Genomic DNA, 21,639 nt, shown 5'->3' with positions numbered 1-21,639 from the left:
GGCATCGACGGGTCAGCGTGGTCCCCGCGACGTCGGCCGGCGCTCCCGGGGCCGCGGCGGCCCCTCCGCGCCACCGGCCCCGGACGGATCGGCGTCCCCGACCTCCGGGCCCGGCCGGTCACGGCCCGCGTCCGGGCCGGGCCGATCGGCGCCGGCGGTCGCCCCGACCGGTCCGCCGGCCCCCGCCACCCGCTCCCGGGTCGCCCAGGCGACCACGAACACGGTGGTCCACGCGGCGCCCAGCAGCACCGACGAGGCGGTGCCGGTGACCGTGCTCCAGCCCAGGTAGAGCCGGGCCCCGGCGACCGCGACCACAGCCGCCGAGGCGACCGTCCAGACGGCCACCGCGACCGGCCACCGCGCCCCGCGCGCCAGCAGCCACGCCAGCGTGCCGAAACTCGCCGTCACCACCGCGTTCTGACCGGGGAACAGGTCCCGCACCCGGTCCGGGCCACCCGGACCGGTCAGGTCGGTGACCACCACCAGCAGCACCAGCGGCACGGCCGCACCGACCGTGCCGACCACGCCGAGCAGGTCCGCGCGCCAGGGCCGCCGCCGCCGGGCCACCACCGCCGCCACCACGGCCACCGCGGTGATCAGCACCCAGCCGCGCAGCACCGACACCGCGGCCAGCGCCGCGTCGGCCACCCCGGGGGTACGCCGTGCGGCGAACCAGTCGGCGGCCAGCCCGTCGAGCACCCCGAGACCGCTGTGCCGGACCACCGCCGCCAGCAACGCGGCCACCCCCAACCCCAGGACGAACAGCAGCGCCAACCCGAGCGCCAGGTTGATCAGCAGCGTCCAGACCGGGCCGACCCGCATCCCGACCAGGAAGAACAGCACCCCGTAGCGGGACCGCAGCCAACGCAGCGGCGGGAGCGCGGCGGCGCGGACCGCCAGCGCCCGCACCGGATCCGGGTTACGCCCCAGCCAGCGGCCGGCCAGCACCACGCCCAGCAGGCACACCAGCAGCACCAGCACCGCACCGGTGGCCTGCCCCAGCAGCCTCGACATCCGCTCGTACGACTCGCCGGCCAGGTAGCCGGCCAGCACCGAGGCGCCGACCCAGCTCACCACCCCGGCCAGGTTCCACGGCGCGAACCGCCGGTACGGCATCCCGCCGCCGCCGGCCAGCCGGGGCGCCAGCGTCCGGGCGAACGCGATCCACCGGGCGGCCAGCATGCCCCGCCCACCGAGGCGGTCCAGCAGCTCCTCGGCGCGCCGCCACCGGTGCGACCCGAGCCGGGCACCGAGCCCGGAGGCGCGCAACCGGGGGCCGTACCGCCGTCCGGCACGGTAGGCGAGTGTGTCTCCGATCACGGCGGCGGCCGTCATGGCCAGCAGCGCGGGGGCGAGCCGTAGCGTCCCCGCGTACGCTAGGAAGCCGACCAGCAGCAGGGTCGCCTCGCCCGGCACCAGCAGTCCGAAGATCACCGCGGTCTCGCCCGCGACGATCGTCGCGGCGACCAGGTAGATCAGCAGGGGCGACAGCCCCTGCAGCCAGCTCAGCAGGTCAGGCATTCGGCACCCCGCACGGGAGCCAGCATGCCAGTCGCTGCAACGGTCGGCCCAGCACTTTCGACACAGATCCGGGCGATCTCGGGGTGACCCCGAGGCGCGCCCCGGCAACCGCAGACAGGAGTATGGAGGGTATGCAGCTTCGCACCGACCTCCGCAACGTCGCCATCATCGCCCACGTCGACCACGGCAAGACGACCCTGGTCGACGCCATGTTGCGGCAGGCCGGCGCCTACGGCGCCCGCGGCGAGGACACCGAGCGGGTCATGGACTCGATGGACCTCGAGCGGGAGAAGGGCATCACCATCCTCGCCAAGAACACCGGCGTGCGATACCTGCCGGCGGACGGCGACCCGGTCACCATCAACATCATCGACACCCCCGGCCACGCCGACTTCGGTGGTGAGGTCGAGCGCGGCCTGACCATGGTCGACGGCGTGGTGCTCCTGGTCGACGCCAGCGAGGGCCCCCTGCCGCAGACCCGGTTCGTGCTCCGCAAGGCGCTGCGCGCCCGGATGCCGATCATCCTGGTGATCAACAAGGTGGACCGCCCGGACGCCCGGATCAAGGAGGTCGTGGACGACACCTACGAGCTCTTCCTCGACCTGGACGCCGACGAGGAGCAGATCGACTTCCCGATCGTCTACGCCTGCGCCCGCGACGGCATCGCCTCGCTGACCCAGCCGGCCGACGGCGCGGTCCCGGACGACAGCACCAGCCTGGAGCCGCTGTTCCGCACCCTGCTGGACACCATCCCGGCGCCCGCGTTCGAGGAGGACGCGCCGCTGCAGGCGCACGTCACCAACCTCGACGCCTCGCCGTTCCTGGGCCGGCTCGCGCTGTGCCGGGTCCGGCAGGGCACGATCAGCAAGGGCCAGACCGTGGCCTGGTGCCGCACCGACGGCAGCACCCAGCGGGTCCGCATCTCCGAGCTGCTGATGACCGAGGGCCTGGAGCGCAAGCCCGCCGAGTCCGCCGGGCCGGGCGACATCATCGCCGTCGCCGGCATCCCGGAGATCATGATCGGCGAGACGCTCGCCGACGCCGAGAACCCGATCCCGCTGCCGCTGATCACGGTGGACGAGCCGGCCATCTCGATGACCATCGGCACCAACACCTCGCCGCTGGTCGGCCGGGTCAAGGGCGCCAAGGTCACCGCCCGGATGGTCAAGGACCGGCTGGACAAGGAGCTGGTCGGCAACGTCTCGCTGCGGGTCCTGCCCACCGAGCGCCCGGACGCCTGGGAGGTGCAGGGCCGGGGCGAGCTGGCGCTGGCCATCCTGGTCGAGCAGATGCGCCGCGAGTCCTACGAGCTGACCGTCGGCAAGCCGCAGGTGGTCACCCGGGAGATCGACGGGAAGACCTGCGAGCCGGTCGAGCGGCTGACCATCGACTCCCCCGAGGAATACCTGGGCGCGATCACCCAGCTCCTGGCCACCCGCAAGGGCCGGATGGAGCAGCTCGTCAACCACGGCACCGGCTGGATCCGGATGGAGTGGCTGGTCCCGGCGCGCGGCCTGATCGGCTTCCGCACCGAGTTCCTCACCGACACCCGCGGCACCGGCATCCTGCACCACGTCTTCGAGTCGTACGAGCCGTGGTTCGGCGAGCTGCGGACCCGCCAGAACGGCTCGCTGGTCGCCGACCGGGCCGGCGCGGTCACCTCGTTCGCCATGATCAACCTGCAGGAGCGCGGCCAGCTCTTCGTCGAGCCGACCACCGAGGTGTACGAGGGCATGATCGTCGGGGAGAACTCCCGCTCCGACGACATGGACGTCAACATCACCAAGGAGAAGAAGCTCACCAACATGCGGGCGTCCACGTCCGACGAGACCGAGAAGCTGATCCCGCCGCGCAAGCTGTCACTGGAGCAGGCGCTGGAGTTCTGCCGCGAGGACGAGTGCGTCGAGGTCACCCCGAACGCGGTGCGCATCCGCAAGGTGGTGCTGGACCAGCAGCAGCGCGGCCGGGCCGCCGCCCGCCGCAAGCACGCCGGCTGACCCACCCCGCCCCACCCGGAGCCCGGCCCGCCTTCGGCGGACCGGGCTCCACCCCTTCCCCTGGTCGATCATGAAGTTGGCGGCGAAGTCGATCTCCAGATCGGCCGCCAACTTCATGATCGACGCCCAGAGGGTGCGGGGTCAGCGGGGTTTGGTGGCAGCGAGGGCCAGGATGTCGGGGATCGGGCCGGAGCCGGACTCGACGACCCGGTCGAGGACCAGGCCGGCGGCGGCCACGGCGGTCAGCAGGTCGGCCAGGGGCAGGTGCCAGGCCCCCACCCGGGCCCGCACGCCGGTCGGGTTCCACGACCGGACGGTGCGCTCGCGCTCGGCGTAGCCGCCGTCGATCACGATCCGCCCCTGGTCGGACCGGTCGGCGAACGCGCCGCAGAAGCACGGATGCAACCCGACGTGCACCAACCGGCCGCCCGGCGCCAACACCCGGGCCATCTCCGCGACCGCCGCCGGATAGTCCGGCATGTCGGTGTGCGCCAGCAGGCAGACCGCGGCCGGCACCACGCCGTCGGCCAACGGCAGCGCGGTCGCGTCCGCGCGGGCCACCGGCAGCCGGGACCGGGCGTGCCGGAGCTGCCCGCCCGACAGGTCCACCCCCACCGGCGTCCAGCCCAGCCGGCGCAGCTCCCCGGCGTGCGCCCCGGTGCCGCAACACAGGTCCAGGCAGCGCCCCGGACCGTCGCCCAGCAGCTCCGCCAGCACCGACCGGACCCGGTCCATGTAGGTCGCCGAACCGACCGTGGCGTAATCCTCGTACCAGTCGGCGATGTCGTCGTACAGGGGGGTCGTCATGCCCGCACGGTAGACCCGGCAACGGTGCCGCCGCAGCCCCGCGCCCGCCGCGAAGATCCGCTACGGTCACCTGCATGACCTGGGACGAACTCGACGCGCACCTGGACAGGGTCCCCGGCACCGTCTCCGCGTACGTCGGACGCCCCGGCGCCCGCCCCACCTGGACCCGGCGGGCCGACGCCACCCACTACGCCGCGAGCACCATGAAGGTCGCCGTGCTGGTGGCGCTGCACCGGGCCGCCGAGGCCGGCCGGCTCGACCTCGACGCGCCGGTCCCGGTGCGCAACTCCTTCGACTCCGCGCTGCCCGGCGCGCCCCGCTTCACCAACGCCCGCGACTACGACAACGACGAGGCCGTCTGGGAACGGGTCGGCGGCGCCGCGCCGCTGCGCTGGCTCGCCGAACGGATGATCATCCGCTCCAGCAACCTGGCCACCAACCTCTGCATCGGCCAGGTCGGGCTGCCCGCCGTGGCGCGGGCGTGGGACCTGGCCGGCGCCCGGCACAGCGTCACCGGCCGCGGCATCGAGGACTTCGCCGCCCGCGACGCCGGCATCGACAACCTGGTCACCGCCGCCGACCTGGCCACCCTGCTCGGCGAGCTGACCCGGGGCGCCACCCGGCCCGGCCCGCTCGCCTCGCCGGCCGGCTGCGCCGCCATGCTCGACGTGCTCACCGCCCAGGAACACCGCGAGGACCTGGCCGCCGGGCTGCCCGACGGCACCCGCATCGCGCACAAGAACGGCTGGGTACGCGGCGTCCGCCACGGTGCCGGCGTGGTGTTCCCGGACGACGCGCCGCCGTACCAGATCGTGGTGTGCACGACCACCGACCTGGCCGACGGCGGCGCGGACGGCGAGCAGGTCGAGGACGACGCCTGCCGGCTGATCGCGCACGTCTCCGCGCGGGTGTGGGCCGCCCGGCACGAGCTGGCCGACTGACTACTCGAGCAACCGCTCCCGCAACGCGGCCCGCACGTCGTCGGTCACCCCCAGACCGTCGCGCAGGTACGCGTCGAACGACCCGTGCACCCGGCGCACCTCGTCGTAGGCGGCGTCCAGGTACTCCGGGCGCACCTCCAGCAGCGGCCGCGCCACCGCCGGGTCGAGATCCGGCCGCCGCCGCGTCATCGCCGTCAACAGCACCTCGCGCAGGCTCTCGGTCAGCTCGTTGTGCCGCAGGTAGTCGGCCCGGATCGCCGGCTCCGCCACCCCCAGCGCGGTCAGCAGCACCACCGACAACCAGCCGGTCCGGTCCTTGCCGGCCGAGCAGTGGAACAGCAGCGGCAGGTTCGCGTCGTCCGCGGCCAGCCGCACCGCCTCGCCGAACCCGGCCCGCGCCGGCTCCCCGGTGACGAACCAGCGGTAGATCGCCGTCATCGCCCCCGGCATCCCCTCGCGCGCCAACTCCGCGTACGCGCCCAGGTCGTGCCCCTGCACCACGGCCGAGACGTAGGTGAACACCGGGTGGGCCGCGTCGTAGACCGGCAGGTGCACCACGCGCGGCTCACCCACCAACCGGTCCGGCGGGGCCACCTCCTGCTCCTGCGCCGCGCGCAGGTCCACCACGCACGCCGGATCGAGCTTGCCCAGCACCGGCAGGTCGTCGTCGGTGAGCCGACCCAGTGCCGCGGTGCGGACCAGCCGCCCGGAGCGGACCCGCCGCCCGTCGGTGGTCGGCAACCCGCCCAGGTCACGCGCGTTCGGCGCCCCCACCAGCACCCAGTCCCGCCCGGTCATCGGCCCTCCCCTGCTCGCCACCAGTTGCCTATAGGGTGCCCCACATGACGATCGCCGCGGTACGCACCCACCGGCTCTCCGCCCCCTTACACACCCCGTTCGTCACCGCGCTGCGCAGCACCACCACGGTGGAGACGCTGATCGTCGAGGTGATCGACAGCGACGGCCGCTCGGGCTTCGGCGAGGCCCCGCAGGTCTGGCAGGTCACCGGCGCGTCGATCGGCGGCGCCGAGGCGTGCGTCCGCGAACTGCTCACGCCGCTGCTGACCGGCCGCGACGCCGACGACCTCCAGGCCCGGTGCGCGCAGGTGCGCCGCGCGGTGGTCGGCAACGAGTCCGCGAAGGCGGCCGTCGACATGGCGCTGCACGACCTGGCGGCGCGGCGACTCGGCGTACCCCTGGTGCGGCTGCTCGGCGGCACCACGCTGCGCGTCCCGACGGACGTCACGCTCGCCGCCGGCGACGCCATCGACCTGGCCACGGCGGCCGGCCGGCGGCGCGCCGAGGGTTTCACCGTGCTCAAACTGAAGGTCGGCACCGACGCCCGCGGCGACCTGGACCGGGTCCGCTCGGTGCGCGCCGCGGTCGGCCCGGACGTGCGGATCCGGCTGGACGCCAACCAGGGCTGGACGCCCCGCGAGGCGGTCCGGGTGATCCGGGGCATCGCCGACGCCGGCCTCGACGTGGAGCTGGTCGAGCAGCCGGTGCACCGCCGCGACCTGGACGGGCTGGCCTGGGTCAGCGACCGGGTGGACGTGCCGATCCTCGCCGACGAGTCGGTGTTCGACGTGCGTGACCTGGTCGAGGTGATCCGCCGCCGGGCGGCCGACATGGTCAACGTGAAGCTCGCCAAGTGCGGCGGCCTGCAGGCGGCCCGCACCCTGCTCGACCTGGCCGCCGCGCACGAGATGGGCACGATCGTCGGCTCGATGATGGAGGGACCGATCGGCGTGGGCGCGGCCGCCAGCCTGGTCGCCGCGCACGGCACCACCGCCGTGTCGGACCTCGACGCCGCCTGGTGGCTCGCCTGGTCGCCGGTCACCGGCGGCATCCGGTACGAGGACGCGCACGTGCTGCTGCCGGACGCGCCCGGGCTCGGCATCACCGACGTGAGTGAAGCTAAGATTCAGCGCCACGGTTGAGAGTCGTTGGATTTTTTCATAGGGTCGCCCACAGAAGCGTGGGAGGAGGGGTGCGGATGGCGCCTCAACCGGGCCACCAGGCCGTCGTACGGGTCCCGGTGGCGACCCTGTGGACAACCCCCGACGCGGTCCGCCCGATCGACGAGCCGGCGCTGCGCGACTCCCCCGACGTCGCCGCGTGGATCGCCGGGATGGACCACGACCAGCGGGTCGGCGACTGCGTGCTGACCCAACTGCTGCTCGGCGAGCCGGTGCTGGTCACCGGCGCGGGGCCGGACGGCTGGGTGCGGGTGGTCGCCCTCGGGCAGCCCGCCGCCAAGCTGGACCCGCGTGGTTATCCGGGCTGGATGCGGGCCGCCCACCTGACCGGGCCCGCCGACGCCGGGCCATCCGCGTCCGCGCTCGTCGTCGACGTCCGCCGCACCACGCTGCACGAGGCGGCGGACGGGCCCCCGGCGCTCGCCGGGGTGGTTCTGGGCACCCGCCTCGACTCCGCCGGACGGCCGGTGGACGGCTGGCGGCCGGTCCGGGCCCCCGGCCGGGCGACCCCGCTCTGGGCCCCCGAGGGCGACCTCGTGCCGCTGCCCGCCGAGCGACCCGAGGCCAAGGAGGTGCTGGCCGTCGCCGAGCGGCTGCGTGACCTGGTCTACATCTGGGGCGGCCTGTCCACCGACGGCATCGACTGCTCCGGGCTGGTCCACCTGGCCTGGCGGCGGTACGGCGTGACGCTGCCCCGCGACGCCGACGACCAGGCCGAGGCGACCACCCCGCTGGCGCTGGACGACGAGCGCCCCGGCGACCTCTACTTCTTCGCCCGCCCCGGCCGGCGCATCCACCACGTCGGCATCGTCTCGGCCGACCCGCACGGCGGCCGGCGCCGGATGCTGCACGCGTGCTACCTCACCCGCCGGGTGGTCGAGGAGGAACTCCCGGCGGCCCGGGTCGCCACCCTGGTCGGCGCGCACCGGGTCTGACCCCGGAACCGTCGCGGGGGCGTTCCCGCACAGCGGAAACGCCCCCGACGAGCCGGTCGGTCAGCGACGCGCCTCGGCCAACTCCCGACGCCGGTCCCGCGAGGACTTGACCAGGCTCGCCGCCGTGGCCACGGCCAGCGTGCCGAGGATGACGGTCAGGGAGAGCCAGATCGGGATGTGCGGCGCCCAGCCCACGTGCTCACCGCCGTTGATGAACGGCAGGTTGTTGTCGGCCAGCGCCTCCAGCACCAGCTTGACGCCGATGAAGCCGAGCACCACGGCCAACCCGTAGCTGAGGTAGATGAGCCGGTCCAGCAGGCCGCCCAGCAGGAAGTAGAGCTGCCGCAGCCCCATCAGCGCGAACACGTTGGCGGTGAAGACCAGGTAGGGCTCCTGGGTGATGCCGAAGATCGCCGGGATCGAGTCGAGCGCGAAGATGAGGTCGGTGGTGCCGATGGCGATCATCACGATCAGCATCGGGGTGAACAGCCGGCGGCCGTTCTCCCGGGTGGTCATCCGCGCCCCGTCGAAGTCCCGGGACAGCGGCAGCGCCTTACGGCTCCACCGGATCAGCACGTTCTCGCTGAACTCGTCCTCGTCCGGCTCGCCCTGGCGGGCCAGGTTCACCGCGGTGTAGATCAGGAACGCGCCGAAGATGTAGAAGACCCAGGAGAACTGGGCGATCAGCGCGGCGCCGGCGGCGATGAACCCACCCCGCATGACCAGCGCCAGCAGGATGCCGATGAGCAGCACCTTCTGCTGGTACTGCCGGGGAACCCCGAAGCGGGCCATGATGATCACGAAGACGAAGAGGTTGTCGACCGAGAGGCTGTACTCGGTGAGCCAACCGGTGTAGAACTGCCCGGCCACGCTCGCCCCGGCGGTCAGCCAGAGCACCACGCCGAAGAGCAGGGCCAGCGCGACGTAGAAGCCGACCCAGAGGCTGGACTCGCGGACGCTGGGCTCGTGCGGGCGTCGGCCGATGATGAACAGGTCGGCCAACAGGACCGCGATCATCGCGGTCAGGGTTACCGCCCACACCAATGCGGACACGTTCAAATCCATCCTCCGGCAGACACGCAGCGTCGGGCACACCGTACGCCGGGTGTGGGGCCGGGGTGCGTCGACGCTGACTCTGGTGACTGTCGGAGGTCTCTTCCGCCGAAACCCGGGTGGGCTCCGACCGACGGAGCCGGGTCGAGGCGCCGGGGGGTGCTGGCGCTCTTCCGTGCTGACGACTCCGTCGCGGGGGAATACTCCCCTCCTCGGCCGCCATTCTTCACCATCGCACCCGGTTGGCGCATCTCCGGGCGCCGATCTGCCGTCCGCACGTGCCACGTGTCACGTCCGCTTGAGCGTCCTAGGAGACTAGCCGCGTCCCGGATCCGGAACGCGGCGCAGGCGACACCACGTCTTGCGAGCGACATACCTCCTGGTCATATTTATGACTGACAGGCATATCGCTCACAGTCGGCCTTCTTTTCGGGTCGCGACACGCCCGACGACCGGCACACCACCGATTCACGGTCTCCGAGGTCGGAGGTCTGCCGCGCGGCGCCGGATCACGCGCCGTCGGACGGCACCGCACCGGCGGACGACACCGGGTCGGCGGGGAGCACCGGGTCGACGAAGGACCAGCCGGCGGCGAGCAGGGCGTCACAGGCGGCGGTCGCGACGGCCATCCGCTCCTCGTGGGTCCCGCGCAACTCGACGGCCGGCACCCCGAGCCCGGCCAGCTCCGCGCGGAACCGGTCGGTCATCCACGCCCGCAGGTGCTCGCCGTCGCGCAGGCCGTCGTCGGCGAACGGCACCCCCTCGTGGTCGGTGAGCAGGTAGAGCGCCGGACGTCGGGCGGCCGCGCGCACCTCGGCGCCGGACGACCCGAGGTAACGCTCCTCCCAGACCGCGGTGGCCCGGGCGTCGGTGTCGCCGAACAGCAGCGGCCCGCACACCCGCGCCGCCGCGTCCTCGGCGGCCTGCTGCTCGCGGACCACCTCGACGAAATCGTCGCGGTCCCAAATGACGTCGAAGACGGTCGCCTCCGGCCGGGACCGGCGCAGCGCGGCGAGCTTGCGTTCGGTCAGCTCCCGGCCGTACTCGGGCACCCAGGCGGTGCGGTAGTGCTCGGCGAGCGCCCGCGCCATGGTCGTGGTGCCGGTGGACTCGGCGCCGACCACGACCACCCGCCGGGCCAGCCACGCCCGCACCGGCGGGCTCAACCACCGCCAGTGCGCCGCCGGGTCCGCGCGCACGGCGGTGCCGGACACCGGCACCGCCGCCCGGCGCGGATCCACGTCGACCGCGACCGCTCCGAACCGGCGGGCCAACTCCTCGCCGTACGCCTCGGAGGAGAAGACCGCGTCCACCGACGCCCCGCCGAGCGCGTCGGCGAACACCGCGCAGTGCAGGTCCCAGACCGCCGGGTCGGCGTAGTCGACCGGGTGGTCGTCGTGGCGACCGACGAACCGCACCCACGGCGTGCCGGCGTGCACCTCGCGCAGCCAGTCCAGCCGCAGCTCCAGCGGGATCGACTCCCGACGGGACGGCGCCACCACCACGGTCACCGCCGCGCACCGGGCCGCGGCGGCCTCGACGAGCGCGTGGTGCCCGGCGTGCGGTGGATAGAACTTGCCGACCACCAGGCCGTGCCGGAACCGCCGGCCCAGTTCGCTCACGCGGCCACCGGCGCCGGGCCGGGCGGCACCGGCGTGGCCGCCGCGCGCCGGCGCAGGTCCGCCCGCCAGGCCCGCAGGCCGACCACGCAGAGAGCCAGGAAGATCAGGTAGAGACCGCCGGTCAGCCAGAGTCCCTTGTACGCGTAGAGCGGGATGTAGATCAGGTCGGCGGCGATCCACAGCCACCAGCTCTCCACCAGCTTGCGGGTCTGGCCGTAGGTGGCCAGCAGCGACAACGCGGTGGTGACCGCGTCGGCCAGCGGGACGGTGGAGTCGGTGGCTCGGTCCAGGAACACCCACAGCCCGGCGGTGAGCAGCAGCCCGGCCGCGCCCAGCGCCCACCACTCCCGCCGCCCGGTGCGGGCCACCGTGAGCCGGCCGCGCCGGTCACCGCCGAACAGCCAGTGCCACCAGCCGTAGACGCCGAGCGCCACGTAGACGATCTGGAGTCCGGCGTCGGCGTACAGGCCGGCGGTCCAGAACAGCACCATCAGCAGCAGCACGTTGGCGATGCCGATCGCCCAGTTCGCGATGTGCTGGCGCGCGACCAGCCAGACGTTGACCACGCCGGTGACGAAGCCGAGCAGCTCGGCCCAGGTGGTGCCGGCGCCCCACACGGTGAACACGGTGCCGGTGAGCCAGTCGAGCATGAAGTCCTCCCCGAGAGCACCCGGAGCGTACCGGTGGACCGCCGGCATGGGAGGCTTCGGGCATGGTTCTTGAGGTCGCGCTGATCGACGTGACGCCCGGGCACGAGGACGACTTCGCCGCCGCCTACGCGCAGGCGCGGCCGATCCTCGCCGGCAGCGAAGGCTGCCGCTCGGTGCGGATGACCCGCGGGGTGGAGTCGCCCACCCGGTTCGTGCTGCTGGTCGAGTGGGACTCGGTGGAGGCGCACGACGTGAACTTCCGGCAGACCGAGCGCTTCGGGCGGTGGCGTGGGCTGATCGGGCCCCACTTCGCCGGCCCGCCGCTGGTCGAGCACTTCGTCGACGTGCCGGCCTGAACTGTCGTACCCCTCACGTAGCCTGCGCGCGACGCGCGGCCACCGGTCCCGGCGGGCATCGGGGGCGCCGGGCCCGGTGGGCGCGCGGCGGCCTCACTCCAGCTCGTGCGGGTCGCGCTGCCGGGGCACCGTCGGGGCGCCGAGCCCGCGGGTCAGCAGCTCGACCGTCGCGTCCTCCGGCAGCGCCGCCGCGAGCAGTCGCTCGATCACCTGCTCGTAGCGCGCCACGTCGGCCTCGGCGACCAGCCGCAGGTCGGTGGTGAGCGTCTCCACCAGCACGGTGCGCGGGTCGTCCGGGTCGGGATAGGCGTAGTAGGAGAACGGCGCCAGCGGGTGCAGGTCGTCGCCGGACGAGGCGCCGCGGGGCAGCACCCGGATCGTCACGTGCGACCGCTCGGCCAGCGCCAGCAGGTGCCGCACCTGCTCCCGCCACACCTCCCCCGGCAGCCCGTTCGGCTCGCAGGCCCGCTCGTCGAGCAGCGCGGTGTAGTGCGGCGGATCCGGCCGGACCAGCAGCTCCTGGCGCACGGCCCGGGCCCGCACGTCGGCGTCCACGTCCACCTCGCCGGCCAGCGACGCCCCGGCCGCCACCCGCAGCCGGGCGTACGCCGGGGTCTGCAGCAGGCCGGGCACCAGCGCCGGTTGGTATTCCACGATGCGTTCGGCGCCCGCCTCCAGCTCCGCGTACGCCCGCTGCCGCTCGCCCATCTCGCCCAGCGCCTTGGACCAGCCGCGCCCGGTGGCGGCGTCCCGGGCGATGACGATCAGGTCGTCGCGCTGGTGCGACGGCACCTCGTAGACGTCGAGCAGGTCGAGGACGTCGGCCAGGTCGGGTCGGCTCTGGCCCAGCTCGATGCGAGACAGCTTCGAGGTGGACGCCCACCCGAGCCGGGTGCAGACCTGTTCGAGCGTGAGCGACTCACGGCGGCGCAGCCGGCGCAGTTCCACGCCGAGCCGCACCCGCCGCACCACAGGACTTGCTGACAACGCCATGCGCGCCTCCCGCTGGGAGCGTACGCATGACCATCACACACGGCAATACCTCGCTCGCGCAGAGCGACAGGTGCTCGTCACCGCACCCCGGCCGCGTCCATCCCCCGCAGCTCCTTCTTCAGGTCGGCGACCTCGTCGCGGATGCGCGCCGCCAGCTCGAACTGGAGCTCCCGCGCGGCGGCCAGCATCTGGTCGTTGAGCTCCTGGATGAGGTTGGCCAGGTCGGCCCGGGCCATCCCCTCGCGCGACGGCGTCGCCGCGCCGCCCCGACCGCCCCGGCTGCGGGTCTCCTTGACCGGCGCCTTGCCCCGGGAGAGCTGCCGCGCGGCGCCGCCGACGGTGGTGTTCTCGGTGTCCTCCGCCTCGCGGTAGATGTCGTCGAGGATGTCGTGGATCTTCTTGCGCAGCGGCTCCGGGCTGATCCCGTGCGCCTCGTTGTGCGCGATCTGCTTGGCCCGACGCCGGTTCGTCTCGTCGATCGCGGACGCCATCGACGGGGTGATCTTGTCGGCGTACATGTGGACCTGGCCGGAGACGTTCCGGGCCGCGCGGCCGATGGTCTGGATCAGCGACCGGCCGCTGCGCAGGAAGCCCTCCTTGTCGGCGTCGAGGATCGCCACCAGGGAGACCTCGGGCAGGTCGAGACCCTCCCGCAGCAGGTTGATGCCGACCAGCACGTCGTAGTCGCCCTTGCGCAGCTCGCTCAGCAGCTCGACGCGGCGCAGCGTGTCCACCTCGGAGTGCAGGTAGCGCACCCGGATGCCGTTCTCCAGGAGGTAGTCGGAGAGATCCTCGGCCATCTTCTTGGTCAGCGTGGTGACCAGCACCCGCTCGTCGCGCTCGGTGCGCAGCTTGATCTCGTGCATGAGGTCGTCGATCTGCCCCTTGGTCGGCTTGACCACCACCTCGGGGTCGATCAGGCCGGTCGGCCGGATCACCTGCTCGACGAACTCGCCCTTGGCCTGCTCCAGCTCCCACGGCCCGGGGGTGGCGGAGAGGAAGACCGACTGGCCCACCCGCTCCAGGTATTCGTCGAAGCGCAGCGGCCGGTTGTCGGCGGCGCTGGGCAGCCGGAAGCCGTGGTCGATCAGCATCCGCTTGCGGGAGGCGTCGCCCTCGTACATCCCGCCGATCTGCGGGATGGTCACGTGCGACTCGTCGACCACGGTGAGGAAGTCGTCGGGGAAGTAGTCGAGCAGGCAGTGCGGCGGGCTGCCGGGCAACCGGCCGTCCATGTGCATGGAGTAGTTCTCGATGCCGGAGCAGAAACCGACCTGCCGCATCATCTCGATGTCGTAGGTGGTGCGCATCCGCAGTCGCTGCGCCTCCAGCAGCTTGCCCTGCCGCTCCAGCTCGGCCAGCCGCTCGGCCAGCTCGGCCTCGATGTCGCGGATGGCCCGCTCCATCCGCTCCGGGCCGGCCGCGTAGTGCGTCGCCGGGAAGATGACCAGGCTGTCCACCTCGCGGACCACGTCACCGGTCAACGGGTTGAGGTAGTAGAGCTTCTCGATCTCGTCGCCGAACAGCTCGATCCGGACGGCCAGCTCCTCGTAGGCCGGGATGATCTCCAGCGTGTCACCGCGCACCCGGAAGGTGCCGCGCTGGAAGGCCATGTCGTTACGGGTGTACTGGATGTCGACCAGCCGACGCAGCAACTGGTCGCGGTCGAGCTCCTGCCCCACCGCGGCCCGCACCGCGCGGTCGAGGTATTCCTCCGGCGTGCCCAGGCCGTAGATCGCCGACACGGTCGCGACCACGATCACGTCCCGCCGGGTGAGCAGCGACATCGTGGCCGAGTGCCGCAGCCGCTCGACCTCCTCGTTGATCGAGGAGTCCTTCTCGATGTAGGTGTCGGTCTGCGGGATGTAGGCCTCGGGCTGGTAGTAGTCGTAGTAGGAGACGAAGTATTCGACCGCGTTGTGCGGCAGCAGCTCGCTGAACTCCTTGGCCAGCTGCGCGGCGAGGGTCTTGTTGGGCGCGAGCACCAGGGTGGGCCGCTGCAACCGCTCGACCAGCCACGCCGTGGTGGCGCTCTTGCCGGTGCCGGTCGCGCCGAGCAGCACCGTGTTGCGGTCGCCGCGCCGCACACGTCGCTCAAGGTCGTCGATGGCCGCCGGCTGGTCGCCGGCCGGCTGGAAGTCGCTGACGACCTGGAAACGGCCGTCGAGCCGGGGAATGTCGAGCGCCATGACACCAACGGTACGCCCGCGGTCCGACACTTCCGGCCCGACCACGGACCGTCCCTGACCGGCTTCGATATTCCCATTGTGTGGCTCATCTCACCGGACTACCCTCGTACCGTAGGCCGCTCGCGGCGGCCGACCGGGCCGGTGGCCGCCCCCTCGCGGGGCCCGGCCGCCCCCGGCGCCAGGGGCCGCAGCACCCGGGACGACCGGCGTGCGCGCCCACGGTGGTCGCGCTGAGGCGCTCACCGGCCGCCGCGAGCGCCCCTGCCACGTCACCCGGAACCCCGTCCTCGCGTTCTCCACTCGTGGAGACCTCTCCCGATCGCCGGCCGCGACGCGACCACGCGCCCGGCGAAGCGCCGGAGCCGGCCCGGCAGCGCGCCGTGGGCCGCCCGCACCGGTCCACCGCGCGCGGCGGCGGCGACCAGCCGGTCCCCCGCGAACCGGGCCGAGGTCACCGTCGCGGCCGCACCAACACCCCGGCCCGCCCGGCCACCGGCCGTCGCCGGCGCACCGATCCCGCCGCCGGCCGCCCGCCGGCCGCCGCGGCGGGCGGCGACCCCGCGCTGGACGGCGCGGACGACCCGCCCGAGCGCCCGACCCGGCGGCGAGCCGCGCTGGCCGCGCTCGTGGTGGCCGCCGCGGCCTCGGCGACCGTCCTGGTCACCGGCCTGCTCAGCGGGCCGCCGCAGCCCGGCCCGGGTGACGGGGAGCGCCCGCTGAGCGCGGCCGAGGCGGACCGGGTGGCCGCGCTGCGGGTCACCAACCTGCGTGACGTCCGCGCCGGCGTCCGGGTCACCGTCGGCGCCGGCCGGGACCGGACCGACCTGCTCGGCTGGGTCGACTGGGCCCGGCCGCTGGTCTACCTGGACGTCGGCGGGCCCGGCGCGGGGGCCGACCGGGGGCTCGTCCAGGCCACCGCGTCGACGCTGCTGGTCCGCCCCGACGCGACCGCGCTGCCCACGCCCGCACGTCCCCCGCTGGTGCCGCCGGAGGACCGGTGGCGGCTCCGCGAGCCGGTCGCCGGGCGCGGCCTGGACGCGGTCCGCGACCTGCTGCTCGGACTCGGCGCGGACCGGGTCGACCCGGTCGGGCGGGACGGCCGCTGGCTGCGCCGGGAGAGCATCGCCGGCGTCGGCGTGGACGTGCTCCGGGCCCCGCTGGCCGTCCCGACCGGCGACCCCCGGCCGACGCTCTGGCTCGACCGGGACGCCCGGCTGCACCGGCTCACCGGCCGGCTGCCCGACGGCACGGCGGTCACGGTCGACCTGGTGCGCGTGGACCGGCCCACCACGCACCCGATCGACGCGCTCGGCGGTCGGCCCGGCCAACCCCGGCCGCTGACCGACGACGAGGCCGACCGGCTGGCCCGGCTGCCCGCTCGACTCCGGGCCGCCGGCGGCGCGACGCTGTCCGTGGCCGCCCCGTTCGGCCCGTCCGCCAACCTCGACGGCACCGGCACGCTGAGCTGGACGAGGGCCTCCGCCGCCGTCACCGTGACCGACGCGGACACCGGCCGGCGCACCCGGCGCGAGGTCCACGCCGGCGCCGTGGCCCACCCGGACGATCCCGCGCCCCCCGGACCCGGCGACGAGGTGGACCGACTGCTCTCCACGTCGCTGCTGGCCGGCGTCCACCCCCCGGACGGACCGGCGGTCCGGATCCGGGAGGACCAGGCGGCCGACCGGACGGTCGACGTCGTGGAGGTGCCCGGCGGCCTGCGCTGGTGGCTCGACCGGACCGGGCTGCCGCACCGGCTGGAGCTGCGCAGCGGGCGCGGCGTGTGGCTCCGCCTCGACCTCTCCCCCGGCCCCGCGACGGCCTCCTGAGCCGTGGGTCAGGGCCGCCAGCCGGTCTGCGCGGCCCACTTCTCGGCCCGCAGGTGCTCCTCGTCGAACCACGGGTCGGTGAGCGTGCCCTGCTCGGCGCTCTCCGGCGCGGTCGCCACCAGGTCCCGCTTGACCTGCAGGTACGCGGCCCGCCGCGCCGGATCGGCGCGGAGGTGGTCGCGCATCAGCAACGCGTGGCGCCAGCCGGCCGAGCCGGCCGCCCGCAGGTGGACGACCGCCGGACGACCCGGGTCCGCGCCGGCGTGCACCCGCTTCGCCCAGTGCACCCGGTCGGGCCGGCGCGGCGCGTCCCACCACTCGCCGGGCAGTCGGGGAAAGCCCGCCTCGGCCAACCGGTCGGCGAGCGGGCCGTCCGCCTCCGCCAGCGAGGGCACGGTGAGCTGGACGTCGATGACGTCCGGCGCGCTCAGGCCGGGCACCGCGGTGGACCCGACGTGGTCGACCCGGAGGTCGCCACCGGCGGCGTGCCGGATCCGGGCGGCCAGTCGGGCGTACTGCTCGGCCCAGGTCGGGTCGGGCTCGGCGAGCGTCGACCGGTCGGGACGCACCGCGCGTCGCTCGCGGACGTGGCGCTCGTAGGGCAGCAGCCGGTCGCGCCAGAGGTCGTCCACCGCGCCGTGCAGGTCGGCGAGCGTGCCGTCGTTGGTGAGCAGCACGTCCGCCGCCGCCTGCCGGCGGGCGTCGTCGGCCTGCGCGGCGATCCGCCGCTCGGCCTCGGCCGGATCCATCCCCCGGTCGCGCGACAGCCGCGCCAACCGGGTCGGCACCGCCGTCTGCACCACGAGCACCAGGTGGTACGTCGGCGCGAGACCCACCTCGACCAACAGCGGCACGTCGTTGACCACGACCGCGTCGGCGGGCGCCGCGGCGACCAGTTCGGCCGCCCGCGCGCGTACCCGGGGGTGGGTGATCGCCTCCAGCCGGCGGCGCGCCGACTCGTCGGCGAAGACCACCCCGCCCAGGGCGTCGCGGTCCAGCGCGCCATCGGGGCCGAGGACCCGGTCGGAGAACGCGGCGACCACCTCGGCCAGCCCCTCGGTGCCGGGGGCGACGATCTCGCGGGCGATCCGGTCCGAGTCGACGACCACCGCGCCGAGCCCCGCGAGGCGGCTCGCCACCGCGCTCTTGCCGGAACCGATCCCGCCCGTCAGCCCCACCTTCAGCATCCGGACAGTCAACCCGATCACCCGGCCCGCGCCAAACCGGGCTCGCCGACCCGGAAGACGACCGCGGGCCCCGCCCCCGGCGCTCCGTTGGTGCGGAACGCGGGGACGGGGCCCGTCGTCAGAGCTGGTCCGTCCGGTGGGACGGACCGACGGTCACTTGCCGCCGGCGAGCTTCTCGCGCAGCGCGGCGAGCGCCTCGTCGGTGGCCAGCGTGCCGGCCGGCTCCTCGGCCTGACGGCTCGGGGCCGACGAGGTCGAGGAGGAGGTGGAGGTCGACGCGCTGGTGGCCGGAGCCGGGTTGGCAGCGGCCTCGGCGTCGGCGGCGCGGGAGGTCTGCACCTGCTTGGTGTGGGCCTCCCAACGCTGACGCGCCTCGGCGTACTGGTTCTCCCAGGTCTCCCGCTGCTTGTCGTAGCCCTCGAGCCACTCGCCCGTCTCCGGGTCGAAGCCCTCCGGGTAGATGTAGTTGCCCTCGTTGTCGTACGTGGCAGCCATGCCGTAGAGGGTCGGGTCGAAGTGCTCCTCGCCCTCGACGAAGCCCTCGTTGGCCTGCTTGAGCGACAGCGAGATCCGGCGGCGCTCCAGGTCGATGTCGATGACCTTGACCATGACCTCGGAGCCGACCTGCACGACCTGCTCCGGGATCTCCACGTGGCGCTCGGCCAGCTCGGAGATGTGGACCAGGCCCTCGATGCCGTCGTCCACCCGGACGAACGCGCCGAACGGCACCAGCTTGGTGACCTTACCCGGCACGATCTGCTGGATCGCGTGGGTGCGGGCGAACTGACGCCACGGGTCCTCCTGCGTCGCCTTCAGCGACAGCGAGACCCGCTCGCGGTCCAGGTCGACGTCCAGGACCTCGACCTCGACCTCCTGGCCCACCTCGACGACCTCGGACGGGTGGTCGATGTGCTTCCAGGACAGCTCGGAGACGTGCACGAGGCCGTCCACGCCGCCCAGGTCGACGAACGCGCCGAAGTTGACGATCGACGAGACGACGCCCTTGCGGACCTGGCCCTTCTGCAGCTTGTTGAGGAACTCGGTGCGCACCTCGGACTGCGTCTGCTCCAGCCAGGCCCGGCGGGACAGGACCACGTTGTTGCGGTTCTTGTCCAGCTCGATGATCTTGGCCTCGAGCTCGCGGCCGACGTACGGCTGCAGGTCACGCACCCGCCGCATCTCGACCAGCGACGCCGGCAGGAAGCCACGGAGGCCGATGTCGAGGATGAGACCACCCTTGACGACCTCGATGACCGAGCCGCGGACGACACCGTCCTCGTCCTTGATCTTCTCGATCGTGCCCCAGGCCCGCTCGTACTGCGCCCGCTTCTTGGAGAGGATCAGCCGACCCTCCTTGTCCTCCTTCTGGAGGACGAGGGCCTCGATGTGGTCGCCGACCGAAACCACCTCGGCCGGGTCCACGTCGTGCTTGATCGACAGCTCCCGAGAGGGGATCACGCCCTCGGTCTTGTAGCCGATGTCGAGCAGGACCTCGTCCCGATCGACCTTGACGACGGTGCCTTCGACAATGTCGCCGTCGTTGAAGTACTTGATGGTCTCGTCGATAGCGGCGAGGAAAGCTTCCTCAGAGCCGAGATCGTCGTGCGTGACCTTGTTGGCGCTCGAGGTGGCCTCGATGCTGCTCGTCATGTGGGCGGTTGCTCCGGTCGGATGGGTTGTCACAGCGGGCATGGGTGTCGCGGTGACTCTTCCGCGCCAACGGATCCGCCGCCGGGCACACCGAACGATCGACGCGAGAAGATCATTAGTGGCTCCGGTGACCGCGCACCTGCTCCCTGCCGAGGCACACGATCCGCGAGCGCATCGTCTAGCCTACCCGCTGCATTACCACAGCGTGCAAGCCCTCCCGGGTCCGTGCGAGCTCACCGGCTGCGAAAGCGGAGATTTCGCGCGGTAAGGGGCCACCCGTGTCTCGTCCGTCACATCAGTCCCGCCGGCAACACGCCGGCCCCGGCCGCGCCGCCGGCCCGCGCCGGTCCTAGCGTGGACGGGTGGACGACGACAGGGTGACCCGCCGGCGGGTCGGCGCCGCCGAGATCCGCCGCGCCAACCGCGGCTGGTGGGACACCGACGCCGACGCCTACCAGGCCGAGCACGGCACGTTCCTCGGCGACGTCGACTTCGTGTGGTGCCCGGAGGGGCTGCGCGAGGCCGACGCCCGGCTGCTCGGCGACGTCACCGGCCGGCGGATCCTCGAACTCGGCGCCGGCGCCGCCGCCGCCGCCCGCTGGCTCGCCGGCCAGGGCGCCCGGCCGGTCGCCCTGGACCTGTCCGCCGGCATGCTGCGGCACGCCGCCGAGGCCGCCGACCGGACCGGGGTACGCGTGCCGCTGGTCCAGGCCGACGCGCTGGCCCTGCCGTTCGCCGACGCCGCCTTCGACACGGTGTGCACCGCGTTCGGCGCGATCCCGTTCGTGGACGACTCGGCGGCGGCGATGCGCGAGGTGGCGCGGGTGCTGCGCCCCGGCGGCCGGTGGGTCTTCTCGGTCACCCACCCGATGCGCTGGATCTTCCTCGACGACCCCGGCGAGGGTGGGCTGACCGCCGTGCACTCGTACTTCGACCGCTCCCCCTACGTCGAGCAGGACGCGCACGGCGTGGCCACCTACGTGGAGCAGCACCGCACCCTCGGCGACCGGATCCGCGAGCTGGTCGGCGCCGGCTTCCGCCTGCTCGACCTGGTGGAGCCGGAGTGGCCGGCCGGGCACGAGGGGATCTGGGGCCAGTGGAGCCCGCTGCGCGGCCGACTCTTCCCCGGCACCGCCATCTTCGTCTCGGAGAAGCCGGCCGGCTGAGCGCGTCGCACGTCCGGTGCGACGTCGGTGACGTCACGCGGCGGTACGGTCGCCACGTGCCGGCCGAGCCCGCTTCGACTCCACCTTCCCCTTGGTGTCCGGACCCGATTCGGCAGCAGCGTGCTGCCGATCGCCGAGATCCGTCCCTGACCGCCGGCTGGCCGTTACTCGCCCCCGCCGCCGGGTAACCGGCCGGCATGGCCGAGAAGGAGTTCCGCGCCGGCGACCACGTCTCCTGGGCCAGCCACAGCGGTCGGGCGTACGGCGTGGTCAAGGAGAAGCTGACCGAGCGCACCCACGTCCGCGGGCACCCGGTGAACGCCTCCGCGGAGCAGCCGCAGTACCGGATCACCAACGACGACTCCGGCCGCGACGTCGCCCACCGACCGGAGGTGCTACGCGATGAGTCGCAGTGAGGACCCGCAGCAGACGTACCGGGAGTTCACCGACGCGGTGAACATGAAGCCCGCCGAACTGACCCGCTGGCTGGAGACCGACGAGTCCAAGCACGTCGGCTGGCACAAGCCGGGCACCAAGGGCGGCGAGTCGGTCGGGCACGACTCCGGCCGCAAGATCGTGGACCTGCTGCGTCGCAAGCGTGACCAGCTCACCGCCGCCGACTACAAGCACATGCGCAAGGTGATCGGGTACGTGCACCGGCACCTCGCCCAGCGCCCGTCCGGCGACGTCCGCGACACGAAGTGGCGCTGGTCGCTGATGAACTGGGGCCACGACCCGCTCAAGAGCTGAGATTCCGCGACCCCGAC

At 73.6% G+C, this 21,639-nt stretch carries 19 protein-coding genes; 9 read left to right on the top strand and 10 right to left on the bottom strand.

From position 1 onward, the window contains the following. Window positions 1–12: 12 nt before the first annotated feature. A complete protein-coding gene (locus H1D33_RS03595) occupies window positions 13–1,521 on the bottom strand; it encodes a DedA family protein (RefSeq protein WP_181569413.1) in 1,509 nt (502 codons plus the stop codon). A gap of 131 nt (window positions 1,522–1,652) precedes the next feature. Here H1D33_RS03595 and typA point away from each other — a divergent pair, with 131 nt between their 5' ends. Further along, window positions 1,653–3,518 (top strand): translational GTPase TypA, encoded by a 1,866-nt coding sequence (gene typA / locus H1D33_RS03590; RefSeq protein ID WP_181569414.1) that lies wholly within the window; start codon window positions 1,653–1,655, stop codon window positions 3,516–3,518. A 141-nt stretch (window positions 3,519–3,659) separates the two neighbouring features. Here the strand turns inward: typA and H1D33_RS03585 are convergent, their stop codons facing one another. Next, on the bottom strand, window positions 3,660–4,325 hold the full coding sequence (locus H1D33_RS03585; RefSeq protein ID WP_181569415.1) for a class I SAM-dependent methyltransferase: 666 nt from the start codon (window positions 4,323–4,325) through the stop codon (window positions 3,660–3,662). A gap of 74 nt (window positions 4,326–4,399) precedes the next feature. On the opposite strand from H1D33_RS03585, the gene H1D33_RS03580 reads away from it, so the two are divergent. Further along, entirely contained in the window at window positions 4,400–5,266 is an 867-nt protein-coding gene (locus H1D33_RS03580; RefSeq protein WP_181569416.1) for a serine hydrolase, read from the top strand. Here H1D33_RS03580 and H1D33_RS03575 read toward each other — a convergent pair whose 3' ends face one another. Further along, window positions 5,267–6,064, bottom strand: coding sequence for a tyrosine-protein phosphatase (locus H1D33_RS03575; protein ID WP_181569417.1), 798 nt, complete (start codon window positions 6,062–6,064; stop codon window positions 5,267–5,269). A gap of 44 nt (window positions 6,065–6,108) precedes the next feature. Between H1D33_RS03575 and H1D33_RS03570 the strand changes: the two genes are divergently transcribed. Then, window positions 6,109–7,206 carry a mandelate racemase/muconate lactonizing enzyme family protein gene (locus tag H1D33_RS03570; RefSeq protein ID WP_181569418.1) on the top strand — a complete coding sequence of 366 codons (1,098 nt, stop codon included), beginning with the start codon at window positions 6,109–6,111 and terminating at the stop codon, window positions 7,204–7,206. A gap of 56 nt (window positions 7,207–7,262) precedes the next feature. Continuing rightward, on the top strand, window positions 7,263–8,180 hold the full coding sequence (locus H1D33_RS03565; RefSeq protein ID WP_181569419.1) for a C40 family peptidase: 918 nt from the start codon (window positions 7,263–7,265) through the stop codon (window positions 8,178–8,180). Window positions 8,181–8,240: 60 nt separating this feature from the next. Here H1D33_RS03565 and H1D33_RS03560 read toward each other — a convergent pair whose 3' ends face one another. From H1D33_RS03560 to pnuC, 3 genes are all read right to left on the bottom strand, one after another. Further along, window positions 8,241–9,239, bottom strand: a complete 999-nt coding sequence (locus tag H1D33_RS03560) for a TerC family protein (RefSeq protein WP_181569420.1) — start codon at window positions 9,237–9,239, stop codon at window positions 8,241–8,243. 503 nt (window positions 9,240–9,742) lie between these two features. Continuing rightward, window positions 9,743–10,855, bottom strand: a complete 1,113-nt coding sequence (locus H1D33_RS03555; protein ID WP_246411711.1) for an AAA family ATPase — start codon at window positions 10,853–10,855, stop codon at window positions 9,743–9,745. Continuing rightward, entirely contained in the window at window positions 10,852–11,505 is a 654-nt protein-coding gene (gene pnuC, locus H1D33_RS03550) for a nicotinamide riboside transporter PnuC (protein WP_181569421.1), read from the bottom strand. Before pnuC ends, H1D33_RS03555 begins: the two co-directional genes overlap by 4 nt. Before the next feature lie 62 nt (window positions 11,506–11,567). Between pnuC and H1D33_RS03545 the strand changes: the two genes are divergently transcribed. Beyond that, a complete protein-coding gene (locus H1D33_RS03545) occupies window positions 11,568–11,861 on the top strand; it encodes an antibiotic biosynthesis monooxygenase family protein (RefSeq protein ID WP_181569422.1) in 294 nt (97 codons plus the stop codon). Between the two features lie 93 nt (window positions 11,862–11,954). On the opposite strand, the gene H1D33_RS03540 is transcribed toward H1D33_RS03545, so the two are convergent. Further along, window positions 11,955–12,854 carry a DUF5753 domain-containing protein gene (locus H1D33_RS03540; protein WP_181569423.1) on the bottom strand — a complete coding sequence of 300 codons (900 nt, stop codon included), beginning with the start codon at window positions 12,852–12,854 and terminating at the stop codon, window positions 11,955–11,957. A 77-nt stretch (window positions 12,855–12,931) separates the two neighbouring features. Beyond that, window positions 12,932–15,043, bottom strand: a complete 2,112-nt coding sequence (gene uvrB, locus H1D33_RS03535; RefSeq protein ID WP_181569424.1) for an excinuclease ABC subunit UvrB — start codon at window positions 15,041–15,043, stop codon at window positions 12,932–12,934. A 302-nt stretch (window positions 15,044–15,345) separates the two neighbouring features. On the opposite strand from uvrB, the gene H1D33_RS03530 reads away from it, so the two are divergent. Continuing rightward, complete coding sequence (locus H1D33_RS03530; RefSeq protein ID WP_181569425.1) at window positions 15,346–16,869, top strand: hypothetical protein; 1,524 nt, start codon at window positions 15,346–15,348, stop codon at window positions 16,867–16,869. An 8-nt stretch (window positions 16,870–16,877) separates the two neighbouring features. Here H1D33_RS03530 and coaE read toward each other — a convergent pair whose 3' ends face one another. Together coaE and rpsA are read right to left on the bottom strand one after the other, a co-directional pair. Next, the gene (gene coaE, locus H1D33_RS03525; protein WP_181569426.1) at window positions 16,878–18,056 is read right to left on the bottom strand and encodes a dephospho-CoA kinase; all 1,179 of its coding nucleotides are present in this window, start codon (window positions 18,054–18,056) and stop codon (window positions 16,878–16,880) included. A gap of 153 nt (window positions 18,057–18,209) precedes the next feature. After that, window positions 18,210–19,748 carry a 30S ribosomal protein S1 gene (rpsA, locus tag H1D33_RS03520; RefSeq protein ID WP_181569427.1) on the bottom strand — a complete coding sequence of 513 codons (1,539 nt, stop codon included), beginning with the start codon at window positions 19,746–19,748 and terminating at the stop codon, window positions 18,210–18,212. Between the two features lie 320 nt (window positions 19,749–20,068). Here rpsA and H1D33_RS03515 point away from each other — a divergent pair, with 320 nt between their 5' ends. The 3 genes from H1D33_RS03515 to H1D33_RS03505 all read left to right on the top strand — a co-directional run bounded on the left by H1D33_RS03515 (window position 20,069) and on the right by H1D33_RS03505 (window position 21,622). Then, entirely contained in the window at window positions 20,069–20,872 is an 804-nt protein-coding gene (locus H1D33_RS03515) for a class I SAM-dependent methyltransferase (RefSeq protein ID WP_181569428.1), read from the top strand. A gap of 197 nt (window positions 20,873–21,069) precedes the next feature. Then, window positions 21,070–21,288: a hypervirulence associated TUDOR domain-containing protein gene (locus tag H1D33_RS03510; protein ID WP_181569429.1), complete on the top strand. Its 219-nt coding sequence runs from the start codon at window positions 21,070–21,072 to the stop codon at window positions 21,286–21,288. Continuing rightward, window positions 21,275–21,622: a DUF3140 domain-containing protein gene (locus tag H1D33_RS03505; protein ID WP_181569430.1), complete on the top strand. Its 348-nt coding sequence runs from the start codon at window positions 21,275–21,277 to the stop codon at window positions 21,620–21,622. The genes H1D33_RS03510 and H1D33_RS03505 overlap by 14 nt, the downstream gene beginning before the upstream one ends. Window positions 21,623–21,639: the final 17 nt, after the last annotated feature.

Source organism: Micromonospora ferruginea, assembly GCF_013694245.2.
Classification (GTDB): domain Bacteria; phylum Actinomycetota; class Actinomycetes; order Mycobacteriales; family Micromonosporaceae; genus Micromonospora; species Micromonospora robiginosa.
Note: the sequence above shows the minus strand (reverse complement) of the source record. Positions and strands in the feature narration are given on the sequence as shown.